The organism is Acinetobacter sp. YH12227, assembly GCF_013417785.1.
Lineage (GTDB): Bacteria > Pseudomonadota > Gammaproteobacteria > Pseudomonadales > Moraxellaceae > Acinetobacter > Acinetobacter gandensis.
Genome location: NZ_VPDH01000040.1, coordinates 1 through 25472, shown reverse-complemented (window position 1 = coordinate 25472; position 25472 = coordinate 1). Strand labels below are relative to the sequence as shown.

Sequence of the window (25472 nt, the reverse complement as noted above, 5' to 3'; positions counted from 1 at the left end):
TCTCTTACATTAACATAAATGGCTGTAAATCTGCCCGTCAAAAGGCAAGGGCCTGTGTATAATCAACTTGATGCATAAATGCATTGATAATGTTGGTTTTATAAAGGCAAGGGTTATGCAGACCGCAGCGAAACTTCAATTACAACAACAGATACCAGAAGCTTTAAAACTTTGGCTCTATGCTTCGGGGTCTTTGACACAGCAATTGACAGATTTAGCAGGTGGAACATTTCAAGTTGAGCCTTTAAAAGAACATTATCAGCGTTTAAATCGACGTGATGCGCAGTGGATGAAAATGCCTATTCAGCATACCTCATGGGTTCGTGAAAGTTATCTTTATGGCAATCAAAAACAGCCTTGGGTAAAAGCAAAATCCATATTTCCTATTTTAAGTTTAAATCAGCGCGCGCGAATTTTTAAACATATTGGTACGAAGCCGATTGGCTGGTTTTTATTTCAGCGTACAAATCCTGCATGTGAGCGACGAGTACTATGGCTTGACGATGGTTGGACACGTCAGAGCTGTTATACTTGGCATGGCTGTAAATTCATTGTTCAAGAGACATTTTTACCTGCGTTTGAACAATACATTCAGCAGCCTAAATAAGATTGGATAAGGACAGGCATGGCAACGGTACAGCAAATTACTTGGCGTGAACGCTTAGAAGCATATTATTATTTGTGTCGTTTTGATAAGCCAATTGGCACAGAGTTGGTTTTTTGGCCCACCATGTGGGCACTTTGGATTGCCAATCAAGGAATGCCATCTCTCGCGATTCTAATACCAATGATTATCGGTACAATTTGTATGCGGGCAGCAGGTTGTGCAATTAACGATTTTGCAGATCGTAAAGTTGATGGCGCAGTTGAACGAACCAAAACTCGTCCTCTAGCGACAGGCGTAATTAGCGCTAAAGAAGCTATTTATGTTTTCCTTATTTTAGTACTTGCAAGTGCATGCACGTTATTTTTCTTGCCGATTGAAACCTTCTATTGGTCGTTTGGTGCCTTGTTTTTAGCGTTTATCTATCCGTTTATGAAGCGCTATACGCATTTACCACAAGTATTTTTGGGGGCTGCATTTTCATGGTCAATCCCTATGGCCTATACCGCAGTAGGGCAAACACCAGACTTAACGTGTTGGTTGCTCTACTTTGGTAATTTGGCCTGGACGGTGGCATATGACACTCAATATGCGATCACAGATCGTGAATATGATCTAAAAATTGGAGTGAAATCGACTGCTATATTATTTGGTCGTTTTGATATTGAAATCATTTCATTACTTCAAGTTGTCAGTCTGTTATTAATTGGCTCTGCCTTATATATTGAAAACTTATTTTTCCCATTCGGTTTAATTGCATTGCTTGCTGTAGCTGTTGACTTTATTTACCAATGGACACAAACCAAAGATAGAGTTCCAATGCGCTGCTTTAAAACCTTTTTACATAACCGTTGGGTGGGTGTAATGATTTTTGTGGGAATCGTGGCTGCAGAGAATTTATAGTGTTGTTAATCCGATAATTATAAATTGAAACAAAGCGCTCTATCCGAGCGCTTTTTTTTATGCTTAATTGGATTGTATCTCGGTCGAGATTAATGGAATAAGAATAAAGGAATTAAATCATGCAAAAAAATCTTAAGAAAAGTTTATTAGCGGTTTTATGTTCATCTGTCTTATTGCTATCAGCCTGTGGCGGAAATGATGATCATTCCGAGTTTAGTTTTAATCAATATTACCTTTCAGATAAGGCTTATCAGCAAGATACAATAGACTATGTTAGCCAAGTTCGTGTTATGAGCTATAACATGCAAAATGTGTTAAATAAACGTGCTAAAGCGACTGCGATGGTATTTTATCCAAGTACTCCAATGCCAGCAGATGGATGGCGGGTAGTAGTTTGGGAGCATGGCACAGTTGGAAGTGGAGATAGTTGTGCGCCAAGCTTAAATGCATTGAACCCACGTTTTAAAGCCATGGCAGAGAGTTTGTTAAAAGAAGGTTATGTAGTATTGGCGCCTGACTATGAAGGATTGGGCACGCAGGGGATTCATCCTTATCTAAACTTAGAAAGTGCTGCAAAGTCTGCTCAATATGCAGTGAAAGCATTACAGCAACATTTAGGTAATAAGATGCAAGGAGATTGGATGTCTGTAGGCCAGTCTCAGGGTGGACATGCATCTTTAGGTACAGCTGAGTTTGAAAATGGAAACAGCCGTTATAAAGGTGCTGTTGCAGGTGCTCCTGCATCAAGTTTGGGCTACATTATTTCGGAAATTGCACCTACAGCGATTGCAAGGTTAGCCGCTGCTGAAAATATTCAAGGTAGTGGTGTTGCTAAAGGTACAGCAGCAAAAGTTTATTCTGAACTTCTTGCTTATGCAGCTTATGTGGCGGTCGGCATTAAGGCTTATGAACCACGTTTTGACTACAATTCGATTTTTGAGCAGCGCTCACAACCATGGGTTGCCAAAGCTGAAGGAACTACAGGTGAAAATGGTCTATGTCTTGATCCATTAATGAAAGAATTTGAAAATGACATTAATAATTATGTTGCAAATAATGCAGGTAAAACAGCTGCTGACTATCCAGGTCTAACAGAAGATTTCTTAAGCAATTCTACGATTGCTAAGTTTTTAACCGTGAATCAGCCAGCAACACGTCATATTGATAAACCTGTTTTAATTATTCAAGGCGAGTTGGATACTGCTGTGCCGTATCAGGTAACACAAGCACTGGCGGATAATTTAAAAACTAATTTGAAGACGGATGTAACTTTTGAATTGGTGCCGGGAGCAACTCATACACAGGCAATTGTACAACGTAATGCTATGTTGGTCGCATTTATTAAAGAACATATGCCAGCATCAAAATAGCAATGAATATCGACGCTCGAATAAGCGAAAATGACAAAATAAAAACCTGAGCAACTGCTTGGGCTTTTCTTTATGAATTTTGTAGAGCGTAATAACTGGTGCAAGACTTGAGAGAATTTCAATCTTTGCTATATTGTGTGCGAAATTTAAGTTGATCGAATTGAATACTATGTCTGAAGTGAAGCCAAAACCTAACACTAAAAAGATGATAATCCTGATGGCATTGGGGTTGCTCATACCAATATTTTTGGTCAGCATGGCTTTTCTAGCGGTAAATAGTGATGCAAAAAATCAGGAAAAATATAAGCAACAACAAGCTGAAATGATTGAGAGAATCAAAGCGCGTGAAGCTGAAGATGCGGCCTTGGTAGCCGAAGCCGATCAAGCAGTCTCAGAAGTATTGGCATCTCAAGCGGCTGATGCTCAATAATTTCAATGTAAATTAATGAATACACCAAAATAAAAAAAACAGTAATGTTTTACTGGTTTCTTTATTTATAGCTTGAGGGTACTTTATTTGATGTCTTGTCTTAGTGTATGGGCACTTGGAATACTGGTATAGCGCAGGACTCGATAACCGGCTTCCTCAAGCATTTCATCGCGGTCAGCATCTTCTTTTTCTTTACCAATATGGCTGGGATCATCGAGTTCAATAATGACAAGTACATTATAGGTTTTATCTAAAATGACAAAGTCGGTTACTTTGCGGTTAAAGCGGTTGCGAATTTTATAATTTTGATTGGTAATGAGGGCACTAAAAGCCACTTGTGCTAACACATAATATTCAGGAAATGCTTCATTTAAGCGATGAAACATTTTACTTTCAAATGGTGTGATGACACGCTTGGCAAAGAATTTTTGCTTGCGTAAAAATAATTTGGGAAATATTAAGCAGCCGAGGGCAAGAGTTGCCATGCAGCCAATCACGAAAAAAATAAACTGACTTAAATCTAACACGCAATGTTACTTCACATAAGAAAAAAGCCCACGTCATAATGCGTGGGCTTTTTAGTATTTGGCTCTCCAACCTGGGCTCGAACCAGGGACCTGCGGATTAACAGTCCGTCGCTCTACCGACTGAGCTATTGGAGAATCTGCACGCATTCTATGAGCCAAATGCAGTCAGGTCAAGCAACAATTGTAAAAAATGCCACTTTTAATGTTGACTGCGCTAAAAATAAACATGTTTCAAAGAATTGTATATTCAGTAACAGATTTAGAGAGCAATTCAGGTAATTCATTGAGGTGAGTTTTAAATCAAGCAGGATGGAATCATCAGATTGGCCGTTTCTAATAGGGAAGGGTTAGGTAATTTTTAAAGTAAATACTGGAAGTTGGAACAAAAAAAAGCCCACGTCATAATGCGTGGGCTTTTTAGTATTTGGCTCTCCAACCTGGGCTCGAACCAGGGACCTGCGGATTAACAGTCCGTCGCTCTACCGACTGAGCTATTGGAGAATCTGAGACGCATTTTAGAGAGCAATTGTAGAAGGGTCAAGGATGTTTCTAGAAATAATTGAAAAAGTTAAATTAAATGGCTTAAAAATAGGCTGAATATTGAAAATGTGCTGTGTAATCTAGTCTGGTTGACTTTTATTTGAGGAATTTAAACTCTTTTTATTAAACTTAAATATAGTGAATGACCTATATAAATAGCGAAAGTGAAAGCAATAAAAAACCCACTTCATAATGAGTGGGTTTTTAGAATCTGGCTCTTCCACCTGGGCTCGAACCAGGGACCTGCGGATTAACAGTCCGTCGCTCTACCAACTGAGCTATGGAAGAATAGATGGCTCTCCAACCTGGGCTCGAACCAGGGACCTGCGGATTAACAGTCCGTCGCTCTACCGACTGAGCTATTGGAGAATCTGATGCGCATTCTAGGGATGAATATAAATGTGGTCAAGCATATTTATAAGAAAATTACGTTAAATGTTTCAATATTAGTCAAACTCTAAATATTTGTTTATATATTGATTATTCTTTGATTTTGAGCGCTGAATTATTCGGCAGAATCAAAAGAACATATTTTTTCGGATGTGATCATTAAGTAAGAAATGACTGAGGCAAGCGTATAAAAATTAAAAACAGTATTTTGTTTGTTTTCTGCATGCATAAAAAATCACCCAGAAAGGGTGATTTTTCAGACTTTCAAATAAGTTTTAAAACTTATTTTTCAACGCCAGCAGCTTGACCTGCATATTTAGCGTTAGCATAGTCCCAGTTCACTAGGCTTTCTAAGAAAGTAGAGATGTATTTAGGACGAGCGTTACGGAAGTCGATGTAGTAAGCGTGTTCCCAAACATCGATAGTCAACACAGCAACTTTACCGTGAGCAAGTGGAGTGTCGGCGTTAGAAGTTTTAAGGATAGAAAGGTTACCGTTTACTTCGTCAGCAACTAACCAAGCCCAACCTGAACCGAATTGAGTTGTTGCAGCTGCAGCAAATTCTTCAGCGAATTTTTCATAAGAACCGAAAGCTTCGTCGATTTTAGCAGCTAAAGCACCAGTTGCTTTACCGCCGCCGTTTTTAGCCATACAGTTCCAGTAGAAAGTGTGGTTCCAAACTTGAGCCGCGTTGTTGAATACGCCTGCTTTAGAAGCATCGCCAGCAACAGCAGTGATGATTTCTTCTAAAGTTTTACCTTCAAGGTCAGTGCCTTTAATTAGGTTGTTCAGGTTAACCACATAAGTGTTGTGGTGTTTGTCATGATGGTATTCTAAAGTTTCTTTGCTGATGTGCGGAGCAAGATCTTCGTAACCGTAAGGTAACGCTGGTAAAGTAATCGTTGTCATGTTTTCAATTCCTTGCATTTTGCTGGGTTTTGACATTAAGTGCCGTTATTGTAATAGATTCTTGCATTAAAATGCGCATTGCTTATAAATAACAATACAGAATAAAGCCTGAAAATATACGTATAAGGGCAGAGTCAAAGACCAAGACGATTTAAATTAAATCGGGTTGTTTAATTCGAAATAACTATACTCAATATTGAACTGTTCTGAAATAGCTTTTGCGAGTCGTTGCACGCCATATCTTTCTGTTGCGTGGTGTCCACATGCATAATAATGCACATTTAATTCTTCAGCTTCGTAAAAAGTACGCTCACTCACTTCACCTGAGATATAGGCATCGCAGTCAAGAGCAGCTGCTTTAGCAATATAGTCTTGAGCGCCACCGGTACAGAAGCCGACTTTTTGAATCGTATTTTTCTGTGCAGGTAAATGGAGCGCATCAAAGCCTAAACGTTCTGACACATACGCTTTAAATGCTTCAGGTGTCATAGCATTTTTTAAATAGCCAATATTACCAATTGGATTACGCTCAGTTGGATCTAGTGCTTCAAATTTTTCAAGTTCAAGTATATCTGCAATTGCTGCATTATTACCGAGTGTCGGATGGCTATCTAATGGCAAATGATAACCCACTAACGAAATATCATTTTGGATGAGGCTTTTAATCCGTCTACCACGCATGCCTGTAATTGGATACGCTTCGCCTTTCCAAAAATAGCCATGGTGGACCAATAATAGATCTGCACCAGCGGAAATGGCAGCTTCAATAGCACTTTGTGAGGCTGTTACAGCGCATAAAATTTTTTTCACTTCATGGCGACCTTCAATTTGTAAGCCATTGGGTGCATAATCTTTAAATTCATGTGCTTTTAAAGTGGTATCACACCACTGAATAATTTCACTTAACTGAGCCATATTTTTCTCAAAATCTAAAATACAATAGGTCAAAATTAAACATTATTTAAATTGTAACTAAAGAATCACAAATCTCTGTGTTTATTTTTAAGTTTGTCGAAAATATTACATTACAATACTGTATAAATTATTTAGTCATCAATGAATTATAAAACTTTTAGAGGATAAAGAAGTGCGCCGGACCTTTACATGGTTACCTTGGGTGTTATTGATACTGGTGATAATTGGTTTTTTGACTTGGCAACAGATTCAAAAGCCTAAAGCACCTGTCGCACCAGATGGGGTAAAAATGCCTGCTGAAAAGGTTGAACCCTTAATCAATACTACGCGTACAGGTGGAGTTGTGTCATATAGTGCGGCAGTAAAAGTTGCAGCACCAGCAGTGGTTAATATTTTTACGACGCAAAAAGTAAAACAGCTTGATCATCCATTGTTAAATGATCCTGTCTATCGCGAATTTTTTGGCAATCAAATCCCTGATCAAAGTAATCAAAATGAAAATAGTCTTGGTTCAGGTGTCATTGTACGCCCTGATGGTTATATCTTGACTAATAATCATGTGATTGCACAGGCAGAACAGATTGTTGTTGCGTTACATGATGGTCGTAGAGCAGAAGCTAGAGTCGTTGGGACAGACCCAGATACTGATTTGGCTGTGATTAAAATTGAGATGGATCAATTACCTGTCTTGCCATTTAAGCTTAGTGGTAATGAAGTGGGTGATGTAGTACTAGCTATTGGTAATCCATTTGGTGTAGGTCAGACGGTTACACAAGGGATTATTTCAGCAACAGGTCGTTCTGATTTGGGTATTAATACCTATGAGGACTTCATCCAAACTGATGCCGCGATTAACCCTGGTAATTCAGGTGGCGCATTGATTGATGTTGCGGGGAATTTAATTGGTGTAAATACCGCAATTTTCTCACAATCAGGTGGTTCACTTGGAATTGGTTTCGCCATTCCAGCCAAAGTGTGTCAGCAAGTACTTAACTCTATTCTCAAAGATGGACGTGTGGTACGTGGTTGGTTGGGAATTAGTTTGCTGCCAATCCAGCAAGAAAATATTTTAGATCCGCGTGTAAATGGTGTAGTTGTTGCTGATGTAATTCGTGATGGGCCTGCAGCTAAAGCTGGTTTAAAACGTGGCGATAAAATCATAAAAGTGAATAATGAGTTGATTACATCAACATCGCATTTGATTAACTACGTCGCTCAGCAAGCACCATTAAGCACAATGCAAATTGACCTTGAACGTGATGGGAAAGCAATGACATTGCCTGTGCAGGTTGGCGAGAGAAAGTTACAAAATCAAAATAGTGATTCGCAATATATTCCATTGCCTCGATAAAGAAAAAATCCCTCAACATGAGGGATTTTTTTTGGTCATAAAATAATTGGTCCGGAATTCAATTTACAAAAAATGCAATGTATTGTCTTGATGAATTGGCTTACTTTAAGTTTAACAAGAATGACATAAGCGTATAAGAAGATGAGTTTTTTACCTGCAGAACATGCCAAAGTACTCTCGAGCCAAGCCAATTTGGATATTTCTTTATACAAGGCGAGGTTAGCTTTGTTGATTGAAGATAATGCTAAGCAAGGCAATACAGCAGTATTTACCGTGTTACCAAAGCATCTACCTTTAGAAGAAATCCGGAGTTTATCAGCAGAATTAACTGAATTGGGTTATCAAGTTCGCTTTGAAGTGAATGAGTTTTTTTATAATTTTAATGTGTATTGGCCTTAAGGGATTACAGTTTATCAACCAGTTATATATTTAAAGCATATATTTTAACGGCATATTTTTTGCTGAATGGCATAAATAATTTACGACATTCAAGATATATGATGTCCTATCAGCTTTATTCATGCCAGTCTGACTCTCAAGCGGCATATGTGGTGCTTTCATCGGGTATAGGTGGGCATGGAGCATTTTGGCAACCGCAAATTACGGTTCTACAATAGTACTTTCATGTGCTGACTGAATAAAAATGGGTTAAAAAGGAATAAAAAACCGCATAAACTGCGGTTTTTTATTTGAAATGCTCAGTGAACATTTATTCAATTTTCTGATAGTCATTAATAACTTCAAGTGCGGCGCGAAATGCTTCTTGAGTAGCTGGTGCACCACAGTAGGGGAGACTATGCAACAAAACTTCCTGAATTTCTTCTACACTTGCACCGTTATTCAATGCGCCTCGGACATGGCCTTTCAGTTCAGTTGGACTCTTTTGCGCTACGAGAAAAGCAATTGTAATTAAAGAACGGTATTTGCGTGGTAAAACCCCTTCACGTTGCCATGTTGAACCCCATGCATGTTCATTGATCCAATCTTGTAGTGGCTGTGTGAATGGTACCGTATTGTCTTGTGCACGTTTTACAAAGTGTTCGCCCATGACTTCAGTGCGAACTTTTAAACCATTTTCATAGTCATGTTGTGACATTTTTAATGACCCTCAAAGTGTTGTTTTATCATCAAGCCTAAGGGTACGCCTGCTTGATAGATATACTATTGGTCAAAGGTCTAAATGGTGTCCTGTTCAATTGCATTTAAATAAAGATGAAGCGCTGCCTGAGCAGCGCTTTTCAAGATGAATTTAATTGCGACAAAAATGAAGACTTTAATAAATTAAAACCTTAAAAATGCTTCAGGTTCTTGTTTGTTGTCCTGAGCGTTTGGATTAGTTTCACTATGCATTTCCTGGTCTAGCTCAGATTGATTTTGCTTTAAGTGTGGATTATGTAAAGGTAAGACTTGATCAAGCTTCATATCGAACACATCCGTTAGCATGCTGTCAAAACGTTTGGCGTTATAGCAAGTCAATTGTTCTGCTTCCTGTGTATTAATAAAACCTTGTTGTAGGGCATCTTGAATATGTTCTTCAAAACTCAAGCCAGAAAACATTCCTTTGGATTCGGCTTTTTTAAAACGATCCCATAATGGCTCAATCTCAAGTAGCATCAAGAATGTGGATTCCATACGACCTGTTACATCATCAGGCAGAGTTGAGTAATACACATGCTTTTTCAGTTCCTGACGGAAAGCGTTGTCCTCCATCATACTGTCTGCAACTTGTCTTTTAAGTTTGTCTTTAGGCGCATCTAATGGACGTCCAAATGGGAAGCATATAACTTTGATCACACCTGCTGCCATACGCATCGGGAAGTTGGCAAATAAGCCATAAAAAGCTTCTTGTGCATTAAATAACGCTTTTTCTACGGCTAAACGTGCATGTAATTCTTCTGCAGACGTTTTTTTACTGTGTTCAAAGTATTTTAAAATGGCGGTCGCAATAAACAGATGGGCGTGAATATCAGCAAGGCGGCCAGAAAGCATTTCTTTACGTTTAATATCACCAGCCAAAAGTCCTAAACACATGTCTGCAGTTAAGGCAAAATTTGCACTTAAACGGTTGATGATTTTGTAATAGGGCAAGCTAAATTCCGTTGCACTTTGCGGAGCATCGCTAGAGCCTCCAGTAAAACCATAGGCAAATGAGCGAGCGGTTCGGTTAAAGGTATAGCCCAAATGCTTAAACAGCATGTCATTAAAGGTTTTTAGCGCTGTATCTTTATCTTCGGCTTGTAGGAGTTGTAGTTCTTCAAATAAATACGGATGACAACGCATCGAACCTTGTCCAAATATCATTAAAGATCGACTCAGAATATTGGCACCTTCAACTGTAATTGATACTGGAATGGCTTGATAATTCAGTGCTAAGAAATTACGTGGCCCCATTTGAATTGCACGACCACCCACAACATCCATCCCGTGATTGACCACTTTACGCATGGTTTCTGTGGCGTAATATTTTGCCATCGCCGTCATAACCGCAGGTTTACCACCTTGATTTAGTCCACACGTGACCAAATAGCGGAATGCTTCAAGCATATAAGCATCACTAGCAATATCACTGGTGGCTTCTTGAACGCCTTCGAACTTACCGACAGAAATTTTAAACTGCTGACGCACGCGAGAAAATGCACCGACATTTAAGTACGCCATCTCACCTGCGGCTGTAGATAAGGCGGGAAGTGAAATACCACGGCCCACAGCAAGGCATTCCATCAGCATACGCCAGCCTTTGCCGGCATTTTTTACACCACCGATAATCCAGTCCAATGGAATAAAGACATTTTCGCCATCGACAGTACCATTCATAAAAGGGGAGCCTGGATTATGTCGTGCGCCAACTTTTACACCCGTGTGTGATGCAGGTAAAAGTGCACAAGTAATACCGTATTCTTTTTTGTTGGTATCACCAAGTAAACCATCTGGATCGTACATTTTAAAAGCCAGACCAACCACAGTGGCAATGGGGGCGAGAGTGATCCAACGTTTAGAGAAATTCATGTTGAGGCCAAGCACTTGCTGTCCCTCAAATTCCCCATAACACACCACGCCGGTATCTGGAATAGCGCCCGCATCAGAGCCTGCTTCAGGACTAGTAAGGCCAAAGCAGGGGATTTCTTCACCTCTAGCAAGACCGGGTAGGTAGCGGTCTTTCTGTGCGTCCGTTCCGTAGTATAATAATAATTCACCAGGACCGAGTGAGTTAGGCACCATACAGCTCACGGCTGTTGTCAGTGAGCGTGAGGCAATTTTACTCATGATGCGACTTTGCGCGAAGGAGCTAAATTCACGACCTCCATACTCTTTAGGAATAATTAAGCCCAAGAAGCCATTGGATTTGATGAATTGCCAAACATGTTCTGGTAGCTCTTTATGTTGATGATAAATTTCCCATTCATTTAGCATGCTACATAGCTGTTCAACTTCATTATCTAAGAAAGCTTGCTCTTCATTTGAGAGTTTTGGGTAAGGGTAGTCATTAAAGGTTTCCCAATTGGGTGCACCCATAAATAGCTCTTTTTCCCACCAACTGGTACCAGAGTCGAGTGCTTCACGTTCGGTACTACTCATGCTTGGCATGGCGTTAGCAAGCACTTTATAGGCGGGTTTAGAAATTAATGCCATGCGTAAAGGTTCAACCAGTACAACAAGACTAATGAGGATAAGTGGAAGACCGAGTATTAATGACCACGGGCTAACTAAGGCAATTAAAATTGATAAAACAATGAGTGAAATTGCGCCTGTAACACGCGACAGGCTAAAAAAGAAAACTGCCCAAAGGCTCAAAATCAGAATGAATAGACTGATGATGAAATACATTGCTTACCCTCCAGTTGTCTGTATATACTTTACTTGGATGAGCACTAAATAAATTTATAAATGCAATATCCGCGTGCTGCAAAACAGTTTCAAAGGCTGGGCTATGTATAGGGAGCTGGGTGGAAATTAATAGTAAGGCGGTAATACAGCACCCAACACAGCTTCATCCTTATATGTATTTTTTGTTCAATATTTTTAAAATGAAGTACAAGGTTTTAATGTTTTAAACCTCATGATCAAAATGAACAATCGGCATAGTATTGATAATTCAATATATTTAAAAATAGAGTGAAATTTAATCAATGTAAATTGTGGACTGTGGGATAAATGTAAGACGAGTGTAATTTTGCAATAAACACATTAATGAAATGAGCATAAAAAAATCCCTCAAGTTTGAGGGATTTTTTTATGCTGTAAACGAATTAAGCTTCAATCGTTTGAACAGCAATTTTTTTAGCAGGATCTGTTTTACGACGTACCGCTGGTACAGGTTCACCGTAGTACTGACGGTCTGCAAAGTAACTTGAACGTACCATTGGTGCAGCCCAAATATTACGGAAACCAAGTTTTTGACCATGAGCAGTATAACGGTCAAATTCTTCAGGCGTTACGAAACGATCGATCGGTGCATGTTCTTTAGAAGGCTGTAAATATTGACCAATAGTCACATAATCCACGCCATGTGCATGTAAATCATCAAGAAGCGCAATAACTTCTTCTTCAGTTTCACCGATACCAACCATCAAACCACACTTGGTTGGAACATCAGGGCAGTATTCTTTAAACATTTTTAATAAATTTAAAGAATGTTGATAATCAGAACCCGGACGCATCGCTTTATACAAACGAGGTACAGTCTCAATGTTATGGTTAAACACGTCAGGCGGGCATTCTGTCATGATACGCAGTGCAACATCCATACGACCGCGAAAGTCGGGAACTAAGATTTCCAATAACGTTTTTGGACTTAAATCACGTGCTTCTTTAATACAGTCAACAAAGTGTTGTGCACCGCCATCAATGAGGTCATCACGGTCTACAGAGGTGATCACTGCATATTTAAGACCTAAATTGGCAATGGTTTCTGCCATATGACGTGGTTCATCAGGATCAAGTGCATTTGGACGACCATGTGCAACATCGCAGAATGGGCAGCGACGTGTACAGATGTCACCCATAATCATAAAGGTTGCAGTACCGCCACCAAAGCATTCTGGTAAGTTCGGGCAAGCCGCTTCTTCACACACGGTATGTAATTTTTGTGCGCGTAAAGTTGTTTTGATGCGTTGAACTTCATCAGGAGCAGCCATTTTGACCCGAATCCAGTCAGGTTTGCGAGGCGTTTCAACCGTTGGAATGACCTTCACGGGTATGCGAGCGACTTTTTCTGCGCCACGAAGTTTAACACCCTGTTCAGGTTTACGGTTCTCAGACATATTCAACTTTTCCACTGTTTTTGACGAGGAGATATTCAAAAAAATAGCTGAGTTATTATAGCGGACTTATGCCTAAATAGGGGGAAAACGATATTCATATAATAAATGTTGTTATCACATAATATATGTGAGCTAAATATCCAAAAAAGTTAGGATATACGTCATAATAGAGCCTAGATTAAAGATATATTTGCTTAAGGAGCGTTGAATGCCACGTAAGAAAGAGGTCGTTAGTGGAACATTCGTGAAATACGATGCGGTTGTTCTCGGTTCTGGCCCTGCTGGTGAAGGCGCTGCAATGAAACTTGCTAAATCTGGTAAGCGAGTTGCCATTGTAGATATGCGTGAACAGCTTGGTGGTAACTGTACCCATGTCGGTACTATCCCAAGTAAGGCGCTGCGTCAGACAGTTTCAAGCATTTTACGTTACCAACGTGATCCTATGTTCCAAAAAGTCGGTGACTGGAAACAGTTTACGATGAAGCAGGTTTTACGTAATGCTCATAAAGTGATTCAACAACAAGTTGAAACTCACTCGCGTTTTTACGATCGTAATAAGATTGATATCTATCATGGTCGTGCGTATGTTCAAGATCAAAATACGGTGCTTATTTTTAGCCCAGAAGGCGTTACAGAAACTTTAGTTTTCCAACAATTAGTGATTGCGACAGGTTCTCGTCCTTACCGTCCTGCTGCGCTTGATTTCAATCACCCACGTGTATTTGATTCAGACAAAATTTTGGATCTGGATTATTCAATCCAAAAAATTATTATTTATGGTGCAGGTGTAATTGGTTGTGAATACGCATCAATTTTCATTGGTCTAGACCATAAAGTAGATCTGATTAATACCCAACACAAATTATTAAGCTACTTGGATGACGAAATTTCTGATGCCTTGTCATATCGCTTACGTGAACAGGGTGTGTTGATTCGTCATAATGAGCAAATTGATCATTTGGAAACTCATGATGATCACGTAGTTCTACACTTGCAAAGTGGTAAGAAAATTAAAGCCGATGCCATTTTATGGTGTAACGGCCGATCTGGTAATACAGATGGTTTAGGGCTTGAAAATGTGGGCATTAAGCCAAATAGCCGTGGTCAATTAACAGTCAACGATCAGTACCAAACAGAAGTAGAAAATATCTACGCTGCGGGTGACGTTATTGGTTGGCCATCACTTGCTTCTGCTGCCTATGACCAAGGTCGTTGTGCAGGTTCAAATATGAGCGGTGAAGAAGGTATCGCACCAGTTACCGATATCCCAACGGGTATTTATACGATTCCTGAAATTTCTTCGATTGGTAAAACTGAGCAACAGTTAACTGAAGAAAAAATTCCGTATGAAGTGGGGCAAGCATCTTTCCGTCATTTGGCACGTGCACAAATTACTGGTGACACCGTGGGTGAGCTTAAAATCTTATTCCATCGTGATACTTTAGAAATTTTAGGCGTACATTGTTTCGGTAATAATGCTTCGGAAATTATCCATATTGGCCAAGCTGTAATGAACAGTCCAAAAAATACCATTAAGTATTTTGTGGAAACGACATTCAACTATCCAACGATGGCTGAAGCGTATCGCGTTGCAACCTTAAATGGTATGAACCGTTTATTCTAAAATTTTTTGCTAATTAGCATCGAACCCGTAAGTTTAGGCTTGCGGGTTTTTTATTGATATCAAATAAGCTATCAAACAACATATAGATCAATGCGTATGATTAAAATACAATCAACAAAACAATATATATCCTAGGGCTGTAATGACGATTCGTGCTGTGAGTATTCAAGGATTTCGATCCATACATAATTTGAAGCTGTCATTGTCACGACTGAATATAGTCAGTGGGCCGAATGGATGTGGTAAATCCAATCTTTATAAAGCTGTGCGTTTGTTGCATGAAGCAGCGAATGGGCAGTTGTCGCAAGCGATTGCCAATGAAGGCGGGATTCAAAAAATTATGTGGGCAGGTGGGCATCGCGCTGGTGATCGTGCCAAAGATCCGAAACGGATGAAACTCGCAGTAGAAATGGAACACTATGAATATCAGCTCGAAATCGGTTTTCCAGAGCCGCTTATTACTTTATTTGCACTCGATCCATTGGTGAAAAAAGAAGGCATTTGGCTGCGTGGTTATCAACGACGTAAGGTAAGTGAATTACTAGAACGAACAAACCAAGCGGCATTTCTTAAAAATGTTGATGAGCAGCGAATTTCGTATCCATTGTCGCTTACACCTGAAGAGTCTGTTTTTGGGCAATTGTCTGATCCACATTTATATCCTGAAGTATCACAAGTTCGTGAGACCATGAAAAATTGGCGTTTTTATCATGAGTTTTCTGTGAGTGGATATTCGCCTATACGTGTCCCCCAAGTCGGAATTCGCTCTCCGATACTGGCACATGATGGGGCTAATTTAGCTGCGGCTTTCGAAACTTTACGTGAACGAGGTAATACCGAGGCATTATTTGAGGTCTTGGAAAAAGCTTTTCCAAAGACTAAATTTTATGTTCAGGAAATGGGTGGTCGGTTTCAAATGTTAATGCAAAAAGAAGGCATTTTACGACCACTTGAAAGTGCAGAATTTTCAGATGGCACACTTAGATTTTTATGTTTGGCAGTTGCACTGCTTAGTCCAAGGCCACCTAATTTCATGGCATTGAATGAACCTGAAAATAGTCTGCATCCTGATCTTTTGCCAGCTTTAGCCATGTTGATTGCAGAGGCGAGTCAATATACGCAACTTTGGTTGACTACACATTCCACTGAGTTGGTTGAAATGATCCAACAATATAGTGAAGTACAACATTATCAGCTTGATCAGATTGACGGTAAAACTGTTGTGGTTGGGTCAAATATTGAAGAATTGGAAGACTAAAGTTGCTTGTTCAAACTCAAAGTGAGTTTAGTTTTTTTCAACAATACTTTGCATTTCTAGCATATTCACTCAGCATTTAATCTTAGCCGATACATATAAGCACAGCATAGTACACGCCAAAGCTGCCTATTAAACTCAACCAAACGGGAAACTTGCTGCGTAATAATGCAATTACGCATATCACAAAAACTAAGTCTAACCATTGCAGCACATATTTTTGACTCATTTGAATAAGCAAACAGAGTAGTAAACCCACTACAGCTGCATTGACTGTTTGTAGCATGCTAAAAATGATTTGATATTGCATCAGTCTACGCCAATAGGGTAGTAATCCAAAAAGTAAAAAAAATGAAGGCAGAAAGATAGCAATGGTCGCAAGTATTGCATTCACTAGCGCAGATGAAGTCATGGGCAACAAAGTGCCAAGATAAGTGGCAAAACTGAATAAAGGGCCTGGCATCAACTGTGCAATTGCATAGCCAAGGTCAAAATTTTGATTGCTGATTTGACCAGTCGAGACAAAGTCTTGATGTAAAAATGGCAAGATAATATGACCGCCACCAAATACAAAGGATGCAGTACGGTAAAAACTTTCTAAGCTATGCCAAAGCAGACTATGACCTGAGTCTGAGAAGAGTGGAAGCACAATAAAAGGAACAAAAAATCCAATTAACCAAAGCCAAGACCATTTAATTGGGTAACTACTGATCGGTTCAATTCTTTTTTGGTTTTGTTGTGCAGGTTCTGGTTTTAACGCGGCTTGGAAATTTTTAAAATAGTAGAAAATAAAACCAATAAATGCCGCACAGATAATCACTAAGATTTGGTTGATTGATATATTGACGACATATACAAAAATGGCTGAAAGAATCATCAAAACATATTGTATGGGTGTTTTACAAAAACTACGCATCATTTGCCAAAATGCCCAAGCTACAACTGCCAATACGATGAGCTGTACCACATGAAAAAATTGGTGATTTAAAGTATTTGAAAAGCGTAGCCCAAGAAAAGCGGTTAAACACATTAACAAGGCTGACGGTAGCGTAAAACCCAGCCAAGCAAATAGAGCGCCACGATAACCATGTAAGTGATAGCCTATGGCGATGCCGACTTGGCTACTGGTTGGTCCAGGTAGAATTTGTGCCAATGCTAATAAATGCGCATATTCATGTTCAGATAACCAAGCTTTTTGCTGCACAAAATATTGATAAAATAAAACCAAATGTGCAGCAGGACCACCAAACGCCATGCAGCCCAATTTTAAAAAAGTGAGAAATAATTGTGCTTTAGTCATAGGTGCTGGTGTGGTCATACAATGAATTTTTAACTGTGAATTGTGATAAAGAAATTAGATTAGGATTGAATATTAAAGTTTTATTATTTCAAACTTATGGCGTGAGGCTTAGTTTAATTTTTCAGGTACTTTGCTTGAACAACGATAAATATACAATCCTTATTCAGCGATGTCCTGAAAACACATGGCGTACAGTGAATTAGCTGCTTAGGATTCTTGCAATCCAAATATAAAAATAAGTATGTAGAACATGATTAATGTGTTTTTAGAAAAACTAGTCGCAATCTTCAAAGGGTTTATTGGTCTTTTTGCATCATGCATTTCAGTATTTTCTTTTGCCAATACGGATGTAACTGTAGAGCAGCTTCCGACTTATGCAAATCAAGCCGCTTGGCAGCAGATTGATGGTTTTCTACCTGCGAAATATCAACTTACTCAAAAAAACTTGCCCACCGAAGAATGGTGGTCTTGGCAAGGACACAATATCCACCTCGACACCTATCGTAATCCGAACGCAAAAGTGAAAGTCATTTTATTTCATGGCGTGGGAACCAATGGTCGCCAAATGTCGATGATTTTAGGTGAACCTTTAGCAGCGCATGGTTATGAAACGATTGCCATTGATATGCCAGGTTATGGTCTGACACAAGTAAAACAAAGCGAAAAGGTAAAATATGATGATTGGGTGCAAGCCGGTAATGATTTAATCGAAGTCGAACGACAAAAAGATAATCGACCAATTATGCTATATGGTTTAAGTGCCGGTGGGATGCTGACTTACCATGTCGCTGCCAAAAATAAACATGTCAAAGGTATCGTAGGTATGACCTTTTTAGATACGTCAAATCCGCAAGTTCGTAATGAAGTTTCAATCAATAAGTTTATTGGTCGGGTAGGCAGTCCGATCAACCATCTCACTGCGAAAACACCACTTGCCTCGATACGTTTACCCATGCGTTGGGTGAGTAAAATGCATAAATTAGTGAATAATGACGAGGCCTTGGATGTATTTTTAAAGGATCGTACATCCGCCGGAAATGCTGTTTCAATCCAATTTTTGGATTCTTATTTGTATTATAAAAATAAAATGCAGCCTGAAGATTTTGATATTTGCCCAATTTTATTGACGCAGCCGCAACAAGATCATTGGTCTCCACTTGCACTAAGCCAGCCTTTTTTGAGTCGGATTAGAAAGGTTCCTGTTAATATCGTCATGCTGAAAAATGCAGGGCATTACCCACTTGAACAACCCGGCTTAGATCAGATGGTGAAAGCAATAGATGCTTTTTATCAACGTAATGTGCAAGATAAAAACTAAAAATATAAAAACTGGATTTAGCGGCCCAGAATTAAAAAACCCACGATAAAGTGGGTTTTTTAATTGCAAACTAAGTTAAAAATATTTAAGTAAAATGACCATGTTGAAAGTCATAGAACGCTTGTTGAATTTCTTCATTGGTGTTCATGACAAACGGGCCATGTGCAGCAATCGGTTCATTTAATGGTTCACCACTCAAAATTAGCAACTTGCTGGATGCATTGGCTTGAATGGTTACTTCTGTCGCAGTCTGATTGATATAAAGCGTTTGCATAGGTGCATAATCTTGACCATCAATTTCAATTGAACCACTAAGCACAAATATCATGCTGTTCCACTGTGGATTAAAACTGAATGTTTGTTTGGCATCTGTATTTAAACGAACATCCAAAACATTCATTGGGCTAAATGTTTTTGCTGCACCTTGAATATGTTCAAACTCACCAGCAATCACCCGAACCAAACCAGCTTCATTTGCAAGTTTTACTTCAGCAATGTTGGTTGCTGTGAGTTCTTGATAACGCGGATCAGACATTTTGGCATGGCTAGGTAAATTAACCCAAAGCTGTACCATATCTAAAGTGCCGCCTGATTGAGCAAAGTCTTTAGAATGATGCTCTTCATGCATAATGCCACGACCTGCTGTCATCCATTGCACTTCATCTTTACCAATGCTGCCGTGATTGCCTTTGGAGTCAAAGTGTTCAAGCTCACCTTCATACACAATTGTGACTGTCTCAAAGCCACGGTGCGGATGTAAACCTACACCACGTTGATGATTGCTAGGAGAAAATTGATATGCACCGGTATACCCCATGACTAGAAATGGACTGGTTTGATTTCCCATTTCATGCATTGGCAACATGGAGTTTGTTGGGAAACCATCACCGACCCAAGTGCTACGATCACTTTGATAAACTCGTTGTATAGTATTCATGTTAACGCCCTCAATTATTTGCTTCTGTGTTCTATTATTGAGGTATAGTCAGACAATGACAGGGCGAAAACCGCAATAGATTATTCTAAAAATGAAACAAACATGCAAAATTTAAATGACTATTACTACTTCGTGCAAGTGGTCAAATTTCAGGGTTATACCAAAGCCAGTGAGGCTTTAGGGATAACCAAATCTAAGCTTTCACGACGTATTTCAGAGCTTGAAATGCGTTTAGGTGTGCGTTTAATTCAACGCAATACGCGAAAGTTTACTGTGACTGAAATAGGATAACAGTTCTATTTACATTGTCTAAAGATTTTAGATGAAGTAACTGAAACTGAAAATTTTGTTTACAGCACATTAAATGATCAGCTCTGTGGCATGATCAAAATTTCGTGTCCTGTCGCTTTGGTCGAAATGCCTGTAGCGAAAATGGTCACGGATTTTATGCAGCAATATGCTGATGTCAGTGTACATTTGATGGCGACTAATCATCGGGTGGATGTGATTGAGGAAGGGGTAGATTTAGCTATACGGGTACGCAATACGCCTTTATTGGATAGTGATTTAATTGTGCGTGATCTTGACGCTTGGAATCATGTTTTAGTGGCTTCACCAAAACTTTTTACAAGCCGTGACGTGCCAACAGAATTAGAACAACTCAGTACACTGCCTTGTATTGGTTTTGATCGCCCGAAGCATTTTTGGGACTTTCGTCATCGTGAAAAAAGTGAAGTCCAACAAGTCGTGTTTAATCCACGCTTAAGAACAGATAGTTTTAGTGCAATGAAATCGGCAGCACTTTCTGGGGTTGGAATTGCATCCTTGCCGACAGTTTTTGTACGCGATGAGCTCAAATTAGGAGAGCTGGTTGAATTATTTCCCCAATGGCAATTGCCACAAGGAGTGATTCATATTGCTTATGCGTCACGACAAGGTATGTTACCCGCAGTTCGTGCCTTACTTGATCATTTTATTGCTGGCTTTAAAGCCTTAGAAATAGGTCAATAATTCGAGCAGCTTTATTATTATTTTGGGACTTCTTTTTATTTTGGGTGCTGCTCTTGGTTTATTTATTTTTATGGCATTGTTTGCATTTTAAAGTGCTTAATATGGGCGACTTCCTGCAAGGCTAATACGTTTGAGTAAACGACGTTGCTCAGATGGAAATGGACGACGAGAGTGGAGCGTTGCTTGGTTATCCCAAAAAACAATGTCGCCTTCTTGCCATTGATGTTCATAACGAAACTCTGGCTTTAATAAGTGTTCACGTAGTGATGCAATCAGTTCACTGCCAGCTTGGTCGTCATAATTGACCAACTCAACTTCTGAGCGCTCATTTAACCACAAACCTTTACGACCACTTTCAGGATGGGTGCGTACAAGCGGGTGTGGATACGCGTGACCTACAATAGGTTGATCTTTAAAACGATACAGTGGGGTTGATCCATAACCATTGGTACCTTTGTTACTTTTGGCGCGGACAAACGGATTGTAAGTAATTAATTGTAATTGATCTAAATGCTGCTTGGTTGCGTCGTCCAATGCTTCATAGGCACGAATAGTGTTAAACCAAGAAGTTTGACCGCCATCTTGAGGGAGCTCAATGGCATAGAGTAGAGATCCAAACGAAGGTAGTGGTGTCCATTGATGGTCTGCATGCGCTGCCAATTCGCCATGTCCCGTGTAGTCACCCTTACCGACAGCATTGGAAACCGGAACCACATCGGGCGGTGTACCTGTTTCATCTTGTGACGCTAATACAGGAATGTCTGCACCTGGGCGGAAGATAGAGCCAAAGTAACTCGCAAAGGCTAAATACTGTAGATCATCTAAAGTTTGTTGTTTAAATATTAGAATTAAGTGCTCAGCTAAAGCTTGTTTTAAACGATAAATGGTTTCACCAGATTGCGCTTTACGTGCATCTAAACCATACACAACTGCCCCCAAAGCTTGGTCATGCTGTGGTTCAATACGAATTTCAGAACCATCTTGAAATTGTTCTGCTTGATGCCAGCGAGGAGCATCGTGAATGGCTTGTGAAAGTTGTGTAAGTGCCGTCATTTCAAAAGTTCTCAATTTGTTATCTGTTGAGCACTAATCTAGGAAATAAAAAAGCAGATGAAAAATCAAAAAATATTCTAAGTTTATGAATAAATAGATTATTTATACTAAGATGCTGAAAATGCAGCTTTTATTTAATACTGTGATTTTTAGCGAAAAAACTGCTGTAGTTCTGTTGAAAAAACAGCAGTTGTATTAACTTTATCAAGTGATCAGGGCTGGTTTAGTGTGCACAAAAGGCTTGATTAAAATATTCAAATAATTCAGGCGTGTGTGACCATAACGCGAAAGCCAGTGCAAAAAGCAGAATGAGAGCCGCTACAATAACTGTTCGAAGCCAAATCATAGAATCAGTCATTTATGACATTCTCCTCATTTACAAAGAAATGTACCAGTACACCAAATATGCTTAATGCAATGGAAAACATCCATACCGCATTATAATTACCAGTCATATCGTGGTTCACACCACCCAGCCAGCCTCCAAAGAATGACCCAACTTGATGGGTGAAAAATACAATACCACTGAGCATTGATAAATATTTAACACCAAACATATTGGCTACAATCCCATTGGTTAAAGGTACAGTAGAGAGCCATAATAAGCCCATAATGATACCAAAGGCATAGATTGTCCATGTGCTAAGTGGTAGCAATAAGAAGGCAATAATGGCAATGCCACGGAGTCCGTATAAACCCATCAATAGTTTAGGTTTAGAGTACTTTCCACCAAGCCAGCCAGCTGTATAGGTACCGACAATATTAAACAAACCGACTAAGGCTAAAAAGATAGTGCCAGTTGTTGCATTAAAACCATGGTCAATTAAATAGCCGGGCAAGTGAATACCTATAAAGACTACCTGAAAACCGCAGACCAAAAAGCCTAAGGCCAAAAACCAAAATGGTTTATGCTCCCAAGCCAATTTTAATATTTGTTTAAAGCTGAGTGACGTCTCGTTCGTACTGCTAGTCGGTGACACATACATTGGTGCTTTAAGCATCCATGCTAAAGGAATAATTAAAGCAATTAAAATGGCACTGACCACTAATGCAGATGACCAACCGAATTTTTGAAGTAACAGAAGTGTAGAGGGCAGCATAATAAATTGCCCGAATGAACCTGCCGCACTTGCAATCCCCATGGCTAAACTACGTTTCTCAGGATGCGCTGCTCGACCCACTGCTGAAAGTAAAATAGGGAAAGAGGTTGCTGATAGAGCTAAACCTAAAATTAAACCTGCACTTAAGTTGAGTAATAAGCCTGTAGAACTGACCGCCATGAGCAACAGTCCAATGGTGTAGAGTGCACCACCCGCAGCCACCACAATTTTACTGCCATATTTATCTGCCAAAGCACCTGTGATTGGTTGAACCGCACCCCAAATGAGGTTTTGCATGGCAATTGCTAGACTGAAAACATTATGTCCCCAACCAAACTCATCACTCATCGGGACAAGGTATAAACCAAAAGCATGACGTACGCCTAAAGACAATGCCAAAATAATGGCACTACCTATGAGCATATATATGAGTGGTTTAGAAAAGTGAGTATCAGACATAACTCAGTCTACATTTTTAAATTTGTACTCATGGTATTCGATTCATCGTTTACTTACGATTAAAATTAATTCACCAAACAATAAAATAAATTTATAAATTACCGATAAAACAATTGAGATATCGAAGGTTTGGCAAAGCTTTGTGAAAGATGAATATAAATATGAACAATAAAAAAGACGACCGAAGTCGCCTTATGAGTATTTCATTGTAATTAGAAACGCATACCAATGCCGGCATAGGCAAGAATAGGATTCACTTCAATATTAGCCTTAGATTTGATTAATTTACCGTGTTTAGTATTAGTAACGGTAATAGTTGTATCATTTTTTAGATGAGCGTACGAAACAGAACCTACAGCAAACCATTTATCATTAAAGTCATAAGTAAAGCCAGCTGTAACAACTGGTGCAAATGCATCAGATGCATCTACTTTCACCTTTGGAGCTGAACCTTCACTTGCAAGGTTTGAAGGTACAGCAACGCCTTTGCCTAATGCAGCAATTTCTAAAGCCCGACCAGCATTACCATCTTTGATATTTGCAATCATGTGACCAGCTTTAATTAGATCTTTTTCTGTCTGTGGATTGATTTCTAGCTCGTTAAAATATGCATACATCAAACCTACGCCAAGGTATGGGCGGAATTTATTCACACCTGTTTTACCAAAGTGATATTGGAATTCAAAGGCAGGCGTCCATGCACGAGCCGATGCCGCTGCTCCATAAGCTTCTAAATCGGTCACTTCAATGTCATTTTTGAGATCAATTGAAGTTAAATTAATTGATCCTAAAGTTGGTGTTGCAGTTGCAGAGAATGGGGCATAAATTTTCCCTTTACCTTGCAAGTCTACTTTTGGTGGAATGCCTGCTTTCATTTCAAATGAGATATTATCGGTAAAGAAATAATTGGTCATAATACCTAGTGTAGTGACATCATCAGCTTCAAGGCCGGTTCCTGGATTATTCCAATCTCCTAAACCTCTAATTTTTGCCGAGCCACTGAGTGATGCAGGTAAGGTATCAACACCTATACCATCTAGGATATTAATAATTGTGGTCGTTGAGTTTGAGCCCATTGCTGGATCAAGGTTGGATTTTACTGTATCGATACCAACTGCACCTACAGGTGCTTCAATGCCTTGATAAGCAGCAGTTTTTACATTAAAAGGCTGCGCTTTACCTTGAGGCATTACATGTAGAGCACCTACAGAAACTGAAAAACGCTTAAAGCCATCGCCATCTTTTAAACTAAAATATGGTGAGTCGGCATGACTGAGGATAGGAAGGGCAGCCATAGACGCAGCAATGCACAATACACTTTTTTTCATTTTAAAGGACTCCATGTCCGTAAATTGATAATAATTTTTCTAAGAGCCCATTATTCAAAATTTATACTTGTGGAAATGTTATAGATATCAATAGATCAAGTAAGCTTCCTGTAACAAAGTAAGAAAAATGTTTTATCCTTTAACTTTAGTGAAGTGTTTGTGTAACAAATAAGCAGTTTTGATCTATTTTATTTATGGCTATCTATTTGTTAAATATGATTTTAATTGACTTTTTTGACAGGGTGCTTAGCTATTTAGGTCAATACAATTAATGTACTTTTCAAGAAAAATTTATGGGCTTATAAAGATTGTTCTCTAAAAAGACTTTTAAAGCTGATGTTCGTTGGTTGATAGTTGGATGAACATTTTGTTCAAACAAATTATTTTGATGAATTACATTGCTTAGCCTCATCAATTGCGGTTTTCACTTGTAAGGCTTTTTAAAAATGTAGTGCGATTAGCCGCGATGCTATTTTTTTTGTACAATAGCGGCAGATTTGATTGAGTTATTCCAATGAGTACGCAAAACCCTCCCAAGAAGAAGGCTATTGTTAATTTGCCTTTTCCAGTGAAAAAAGTTGAAGAAAATTCTTCTGATGAAGTATTTGAAGACATGCGCCCAAAACCACAGCGTTATGCTGACCGTACATGGATGCCGCCACGCGGAACGCGTCGCTCAATGGGTAAACGTTAAACTTAAAAAAGCCAGTCTAGTGACTGGCTTTTTTATAAGTGTATTTATGTAGGTGATATAAAATTATTGGTGGTGTTTCAAAAAGTATGCTGACATTAAATGAAACCATTATTGATGTAAAAAAAGGTTAAGTCGAAGGCTTTAAAATGGTTTTCAATCTTTTTGGAGAAATTACAACTCTTTCTAAAACCGC

Annotated in this window: 23 protein-coding genes, 4 tRNA genes and 1 pseudogene; 12 read left to right on the top strand and 16 right to left on the bottom strand. The window is 39.2% G+C overall.

Annotation, left to right across the window (positions count from 1 at the left end; genetic code table 11):
• The first annotated feature begins 115 nt into the window (after nucleotides 1–115).
• The 4 genes from FTV09_RS10310 (at nucleotide 116) to FTV09_RS10295 (ending at nucleotide 3307) form a co-directional block, all read left to right on the top strand.
• Nucleotides 116–607, top strand: a complete 492-nt coding sequence (locus FTV09_RS10310; RefSeq protein WP_067765894.1) for a chorismate lyase — start codon at nucleotides 116–118, stop codon at nucleotides 605–607.
• A gap of 18 nt (nucleotides 608–625) precedes the next feature.
• Nucleotides 626–1507 (top strand): 4-hydroxybenzoate octaprenyltransferase, encoded by an 882-nt coding sequence (ubiA, locus tag FTV09_RS10305; protein WP_180058263.1) that lies wholly within the window; start codon nucleotides 626–628, stop codon nucleotides 1505–1507.
• Between the two features lie 119 nt (nucleotides 1508–1626).
• Nucleotides 1627–2877 carry a S9 family peptidase gene (locus FTV09_RS10300; RefSeq protein ID WP_180058262.1) on the top strand — a complete coding sequence of 417 codons (1251 nt, stop codon included), beginning with the start codon at nucleotides 1627–1629 and terminating at the stop codon, nucleotides 2875–2877.
• Nucleotides 2878–3046: 169 nt separating this feature from the next.
• The gene (locus FTV09_RS10295) at nucleotides 3047–3307 is read left to right on the top strand and encodes a hypothetical protein (RefSeq protein ID WP_180058261.1); all 261 of its coding nucleotides are present in this window, start codon (nucleotides 3047–3049) and stop codon (nucleotides 3305–3307) included.
• 83 nt (nucleotides 3308–3390) lie between these two features.
• Here the strand turns inward: FTV09_RS10295 and FTV09_RS10290 are convergent, their stop codons facing one another.
• The 7 genes from FTV09_RS10290 to FTV09_RS10260 form a co-directional block, all read right to left on the bottom strand.
• Nucleotides 3391–3792, bottom strand: coding sequence for a DUF2726 domain-containing protein (locus tag FTV09_RS10290; protein WP_180058260.1), 402 nt, complete (start codon nucleotides 3790–3792; stop codon nucleotides 3391–3393).
• Nucleotides 3793–3893: 101 nt separating this feature from the next.
• Nucleotides 3894–3969: transfer RNA gene (locus FTV09_RS10285), tRNA-Asn, on the bottom strand.
• Nucleotides 3970–4259: 290 nt separating this feature from the next.
• A tRNA-Asn gene (locus tag FTV09_RS10280) sits at nucleotides 4260–4335 on the bottom strand.
• 251 nt (nucleotides 4336–4586) lie between these two features.
• Nucleotides 4587–4662 (bottom strand) — tRNA-Asn (locus tag FTV09_RS10275).
• A gap of 5 nt (nucleotides 4663–4667) precedes the next feature.
• Nucleotides 4668–4743, bottom strand: a tRNA-Asn gene (locus FTV09_RS10270).
• Nucleotides 4744–5046: 303 nt separating this feature from the next.
• Complete coding sequence (locus FTV09_RS10265) at nucleotides 5047–5673, bottom strand: superoxide dismutase (protein ID WP_067766299.1); 627 nt, start codon at nucleotides 5671–5673, stop codon at nucleotides 5047–5049.
• A 156-nt stretch (nucleotides 5674–5829) separates the two neighbouring features.
• Complete coding sequence (locus FTV09_RS10260) at nucleotides 5830–6588, bottom strand: Nif3-like dinuclear metal center hexameric protein (protein WP_180058259.1); 759 nt, start codon at nucleotides 6586–6588, stop codon at nucleotides 5830–5832.
• 172 nt (nucleotides 6589–6760) lie between these two features.
• Between FTV09_RS10260 and FTV09_RS10255 the strand changes: the two genes are divergently transcribed.
• On the top strand, nucleotides 6761–7939 hold the full coding sequence (locus tag FTV09_RS10255) for a S1C family serine protease (protein ID WP_067765875.1): 1179 nt from the start codon (nucleotides 6761–6763) through the stop codon (nucleotides 7937–7939).
• Between the two features lie 141 nt (nucleotides 7940–8080).
• Nucleotides 8081–8338: a hypothetical protein gene (locus FTV09_RS10250; RefSeq protein WP_067765872.1), complete on the top strand. Its 258-nt coding sequence runs from the start codon at nucleotides 8081–8083 to the stop codon at nucleotides 8336–8338.
• A 310-nt stretch (nucleotides 8339–8648) separates the two neighbouring features.
• Here the strand turns inward: FTV09_RS10250 and FTV09_RS10245 are convergent, their stop codons facing one another.
• From FTV09_RS10245 to lipA, 3 genes are all read right to left on the bottom strand, one after another.
• On the bottom strand, nucleotides 8649–9035 hold the full coding sequence (locus FTV09_RS10245; RefSeq protein ID WP_180058258.1) for a carboxymuconolactone decarboxylase family protein: 387 nt from the start codon (nucleotides 9033–9035) through the stop codon (nucleotides 8649–8651).
• Nucleotides 9036–9220: 185 nt separating this feature from the next.
• The gene (locus FTV09_RS10240) at nucleotides 9221–11764 is read right to left on the bottom strand and encodes an acyl-CoA dehydrogenase (protein ID WP_180058257.1); all 2544 of its coding nucleotides are present in this window, start codon (nucleotides 11762–11764) and stop codon (nucleotides 9221–9223) included.
• Between the two features lie 422 nt (nucleotides 11765–12186).
• Nucleotides 12187–13200, bottom strand: coding sequence for a lipoyl synthase (lipA, locus tag FTV09_RS10235; protein WP_067765864.1), 1014 nt, complete (start codon nucleotides 13198–13200; stop codon nucleotides 12187–12189).
• A 208-nt stretch (nucleotides 13201–13408) separates the two neighbouring features.
• On the opposite strand from lipA, the gene sthA reads away from it, so the two are divergent.
• Together sthA and FTV09_RS10225 are read left to right on the top strand one after the other, a co-directional pair.
• Entirely contained in the window at nucleotides 13409–14824 is a 1416-nt protein-coding gene (sthA, locus tag FTV09_RS10230; RefSeq protein ID WP_067765861.1) for a Si-specific NAD(P)(+) transhydrogenase, read from the top strand.
• Between the two features lie 142 nt (nucleotides 14825–14966).
• A complete protein-coding gene (locus FTV09_RS10225; protein WP_180058256.1) occupies nucleotides 14967–16082 on the top strand; it encodes an AAA family ATPase in 1116 nt (371 codons plus the stop codon).
• 82 nt (nucleotides 16083–16164) lie between these two features.
• On the opposite strand, the gene chrA is transcribed toward FTV09_RS10225, so the two are convergent.
• The gene (chrA, locus tag FTV09_RS10220) at nucleotides 16165–17397 is read right to left on the bottom strand and encodes a chromate efflux transporter (protein ID WP_180058255.1); all 1233 of its coding nucleotides are present in this window, start codon (nucleotides 17395–17397) and stop codon (nucleotides 16165–16167) included.
• A gap of 232 nt (nucleotides 17398–17629) precedes the next feature.
• On the opposite strand from chrA, the gene FTV09_RS10215 reads away from it, so the two are divergent.
• Complete coding sequence (locus tag FTV09_RS10215; RefSeq protein WP_180058254.1) at nucleotides 17630–18697, top strand: alpha/beta hydrolase; 1068 nt, start codon at nucleotides 17630–17632, stop codon at nucleotides 18695–18697.
• An 85-nt stretch (nucleotides 18698–18782) separates the two neighbouring features.
• Here FTV09_RS10215 and FTV09_RS10210 read toward each other — a convergent pair whose 3' ends face one another.
• Nucleotides 18783–19634: a pirin family protein gene (locus FTV09_RS10210; RefSeq protein ID WP_180058253.1), complete on the bottom strand. Its 852-nt coding sequence runs from the start codon at nucleotides 19632–19634 to the stop codon at nucleotides 18783–18785.
• A gap of 102 nt (nucleotides 19635–19736) precedes the next feature.
• On the opposite strand from FTV09_RS10210, the gene FTV09_RS18085 reads away from it, so the two are divergent.
• Nucleotides 19737–19925, top strand: coding sequence for a LysR family transcriptional regulator (locus FTV09_RS18085; RefSeq protein ID WP_257222877.1), 189 nt, complete (start codon nucleotides 19737–19739; stop codon nucleotides 19923–19925).
• 24 nt (nucleotides 19926–19949) lie between these two features.
• Entirely contained in the window at nucleotides 19950–20645 is a 696-nt protein-coding gene (locus FTV09_RS10205) for a LysR substrate-binding domain-containing protein (protein WP_373687701.1), read from the top strand.
• Nucleotides 20646–20741: 96 nt separating this feature from the next.
• Here FTV09_RS10205 and FTV09_RS10200 read toward each other — a convergent pair whose 3' ends face one another.
• The 3 genes from FTV09_RS10200 to FTV09_RS10190 all read right to left on the bottom strand — a co-directional run bounded on the left by FTV09_RS10200 (nucleotide 20742) and on the right by FTV09_RS10190 (nucleotide 24585).
• Nucleotides 20742–21698, bottom strand: a complete 957-nt coding sequence (locus FTV09_RS10200) for a TauD/TfdA family dioxygenase (protein ID WP_180058252.1) — start codon at nucleotides 21696–21698, stop codon at nucleotides 20742–20744.
• Between the two features lie 350 nt (nucleotides 21699–22048).
• A complete protein-coding gene (locus FTV09_RS10195; RefSeq protein ID WP_067765846.1) occupies nucleotides 22049–23257 on the bottom strand; it encodes an MFS transporter in 1209 nt (402 codons plus the stop codon).
• Between the two features lie 212 nt (nucleotides 23258–23469).
• The gene (locus FTV09_RS10190) at nucleotides 23470–24585 is read right to left on the bottom strand and encodes an OmpW family protein (RefSeq protein ID WP_180058251.1); all 1116 of its coding nucleotides are present in this window, start codon (nucleotides 24583–24585) and stop codon (nucleotides 23470–23472) included.
• 514 nt (nucleotides 24586–25099) lie between these two features.
• Between FTV09_RS10190 and FTV09_RS10185 the strand changes: the two genes are divergently transcribed.
• Nucleotides 25100–25279 (top strand): hypothetical protein, encoded by a 180-nt coding sequence (locus tag FTV09_RS10185; RefSeq protein WP_067765840.1) that lies wholly within the window; start codon nucleotides 25100–25102, stop codon nucleotides 25277–25279.
• A gap of 95 nt (nucleotides 25280–25374) precedes the next feature.
• Here the strand turns inward: FTV09_RS10185 and FTV09_RS10180 are convergent.
• Nucleotides 25375–25472, bottom strand: a pseudogene (locus FTV09_RS10180) (IS1 family transposase); the annotation flags it as partial.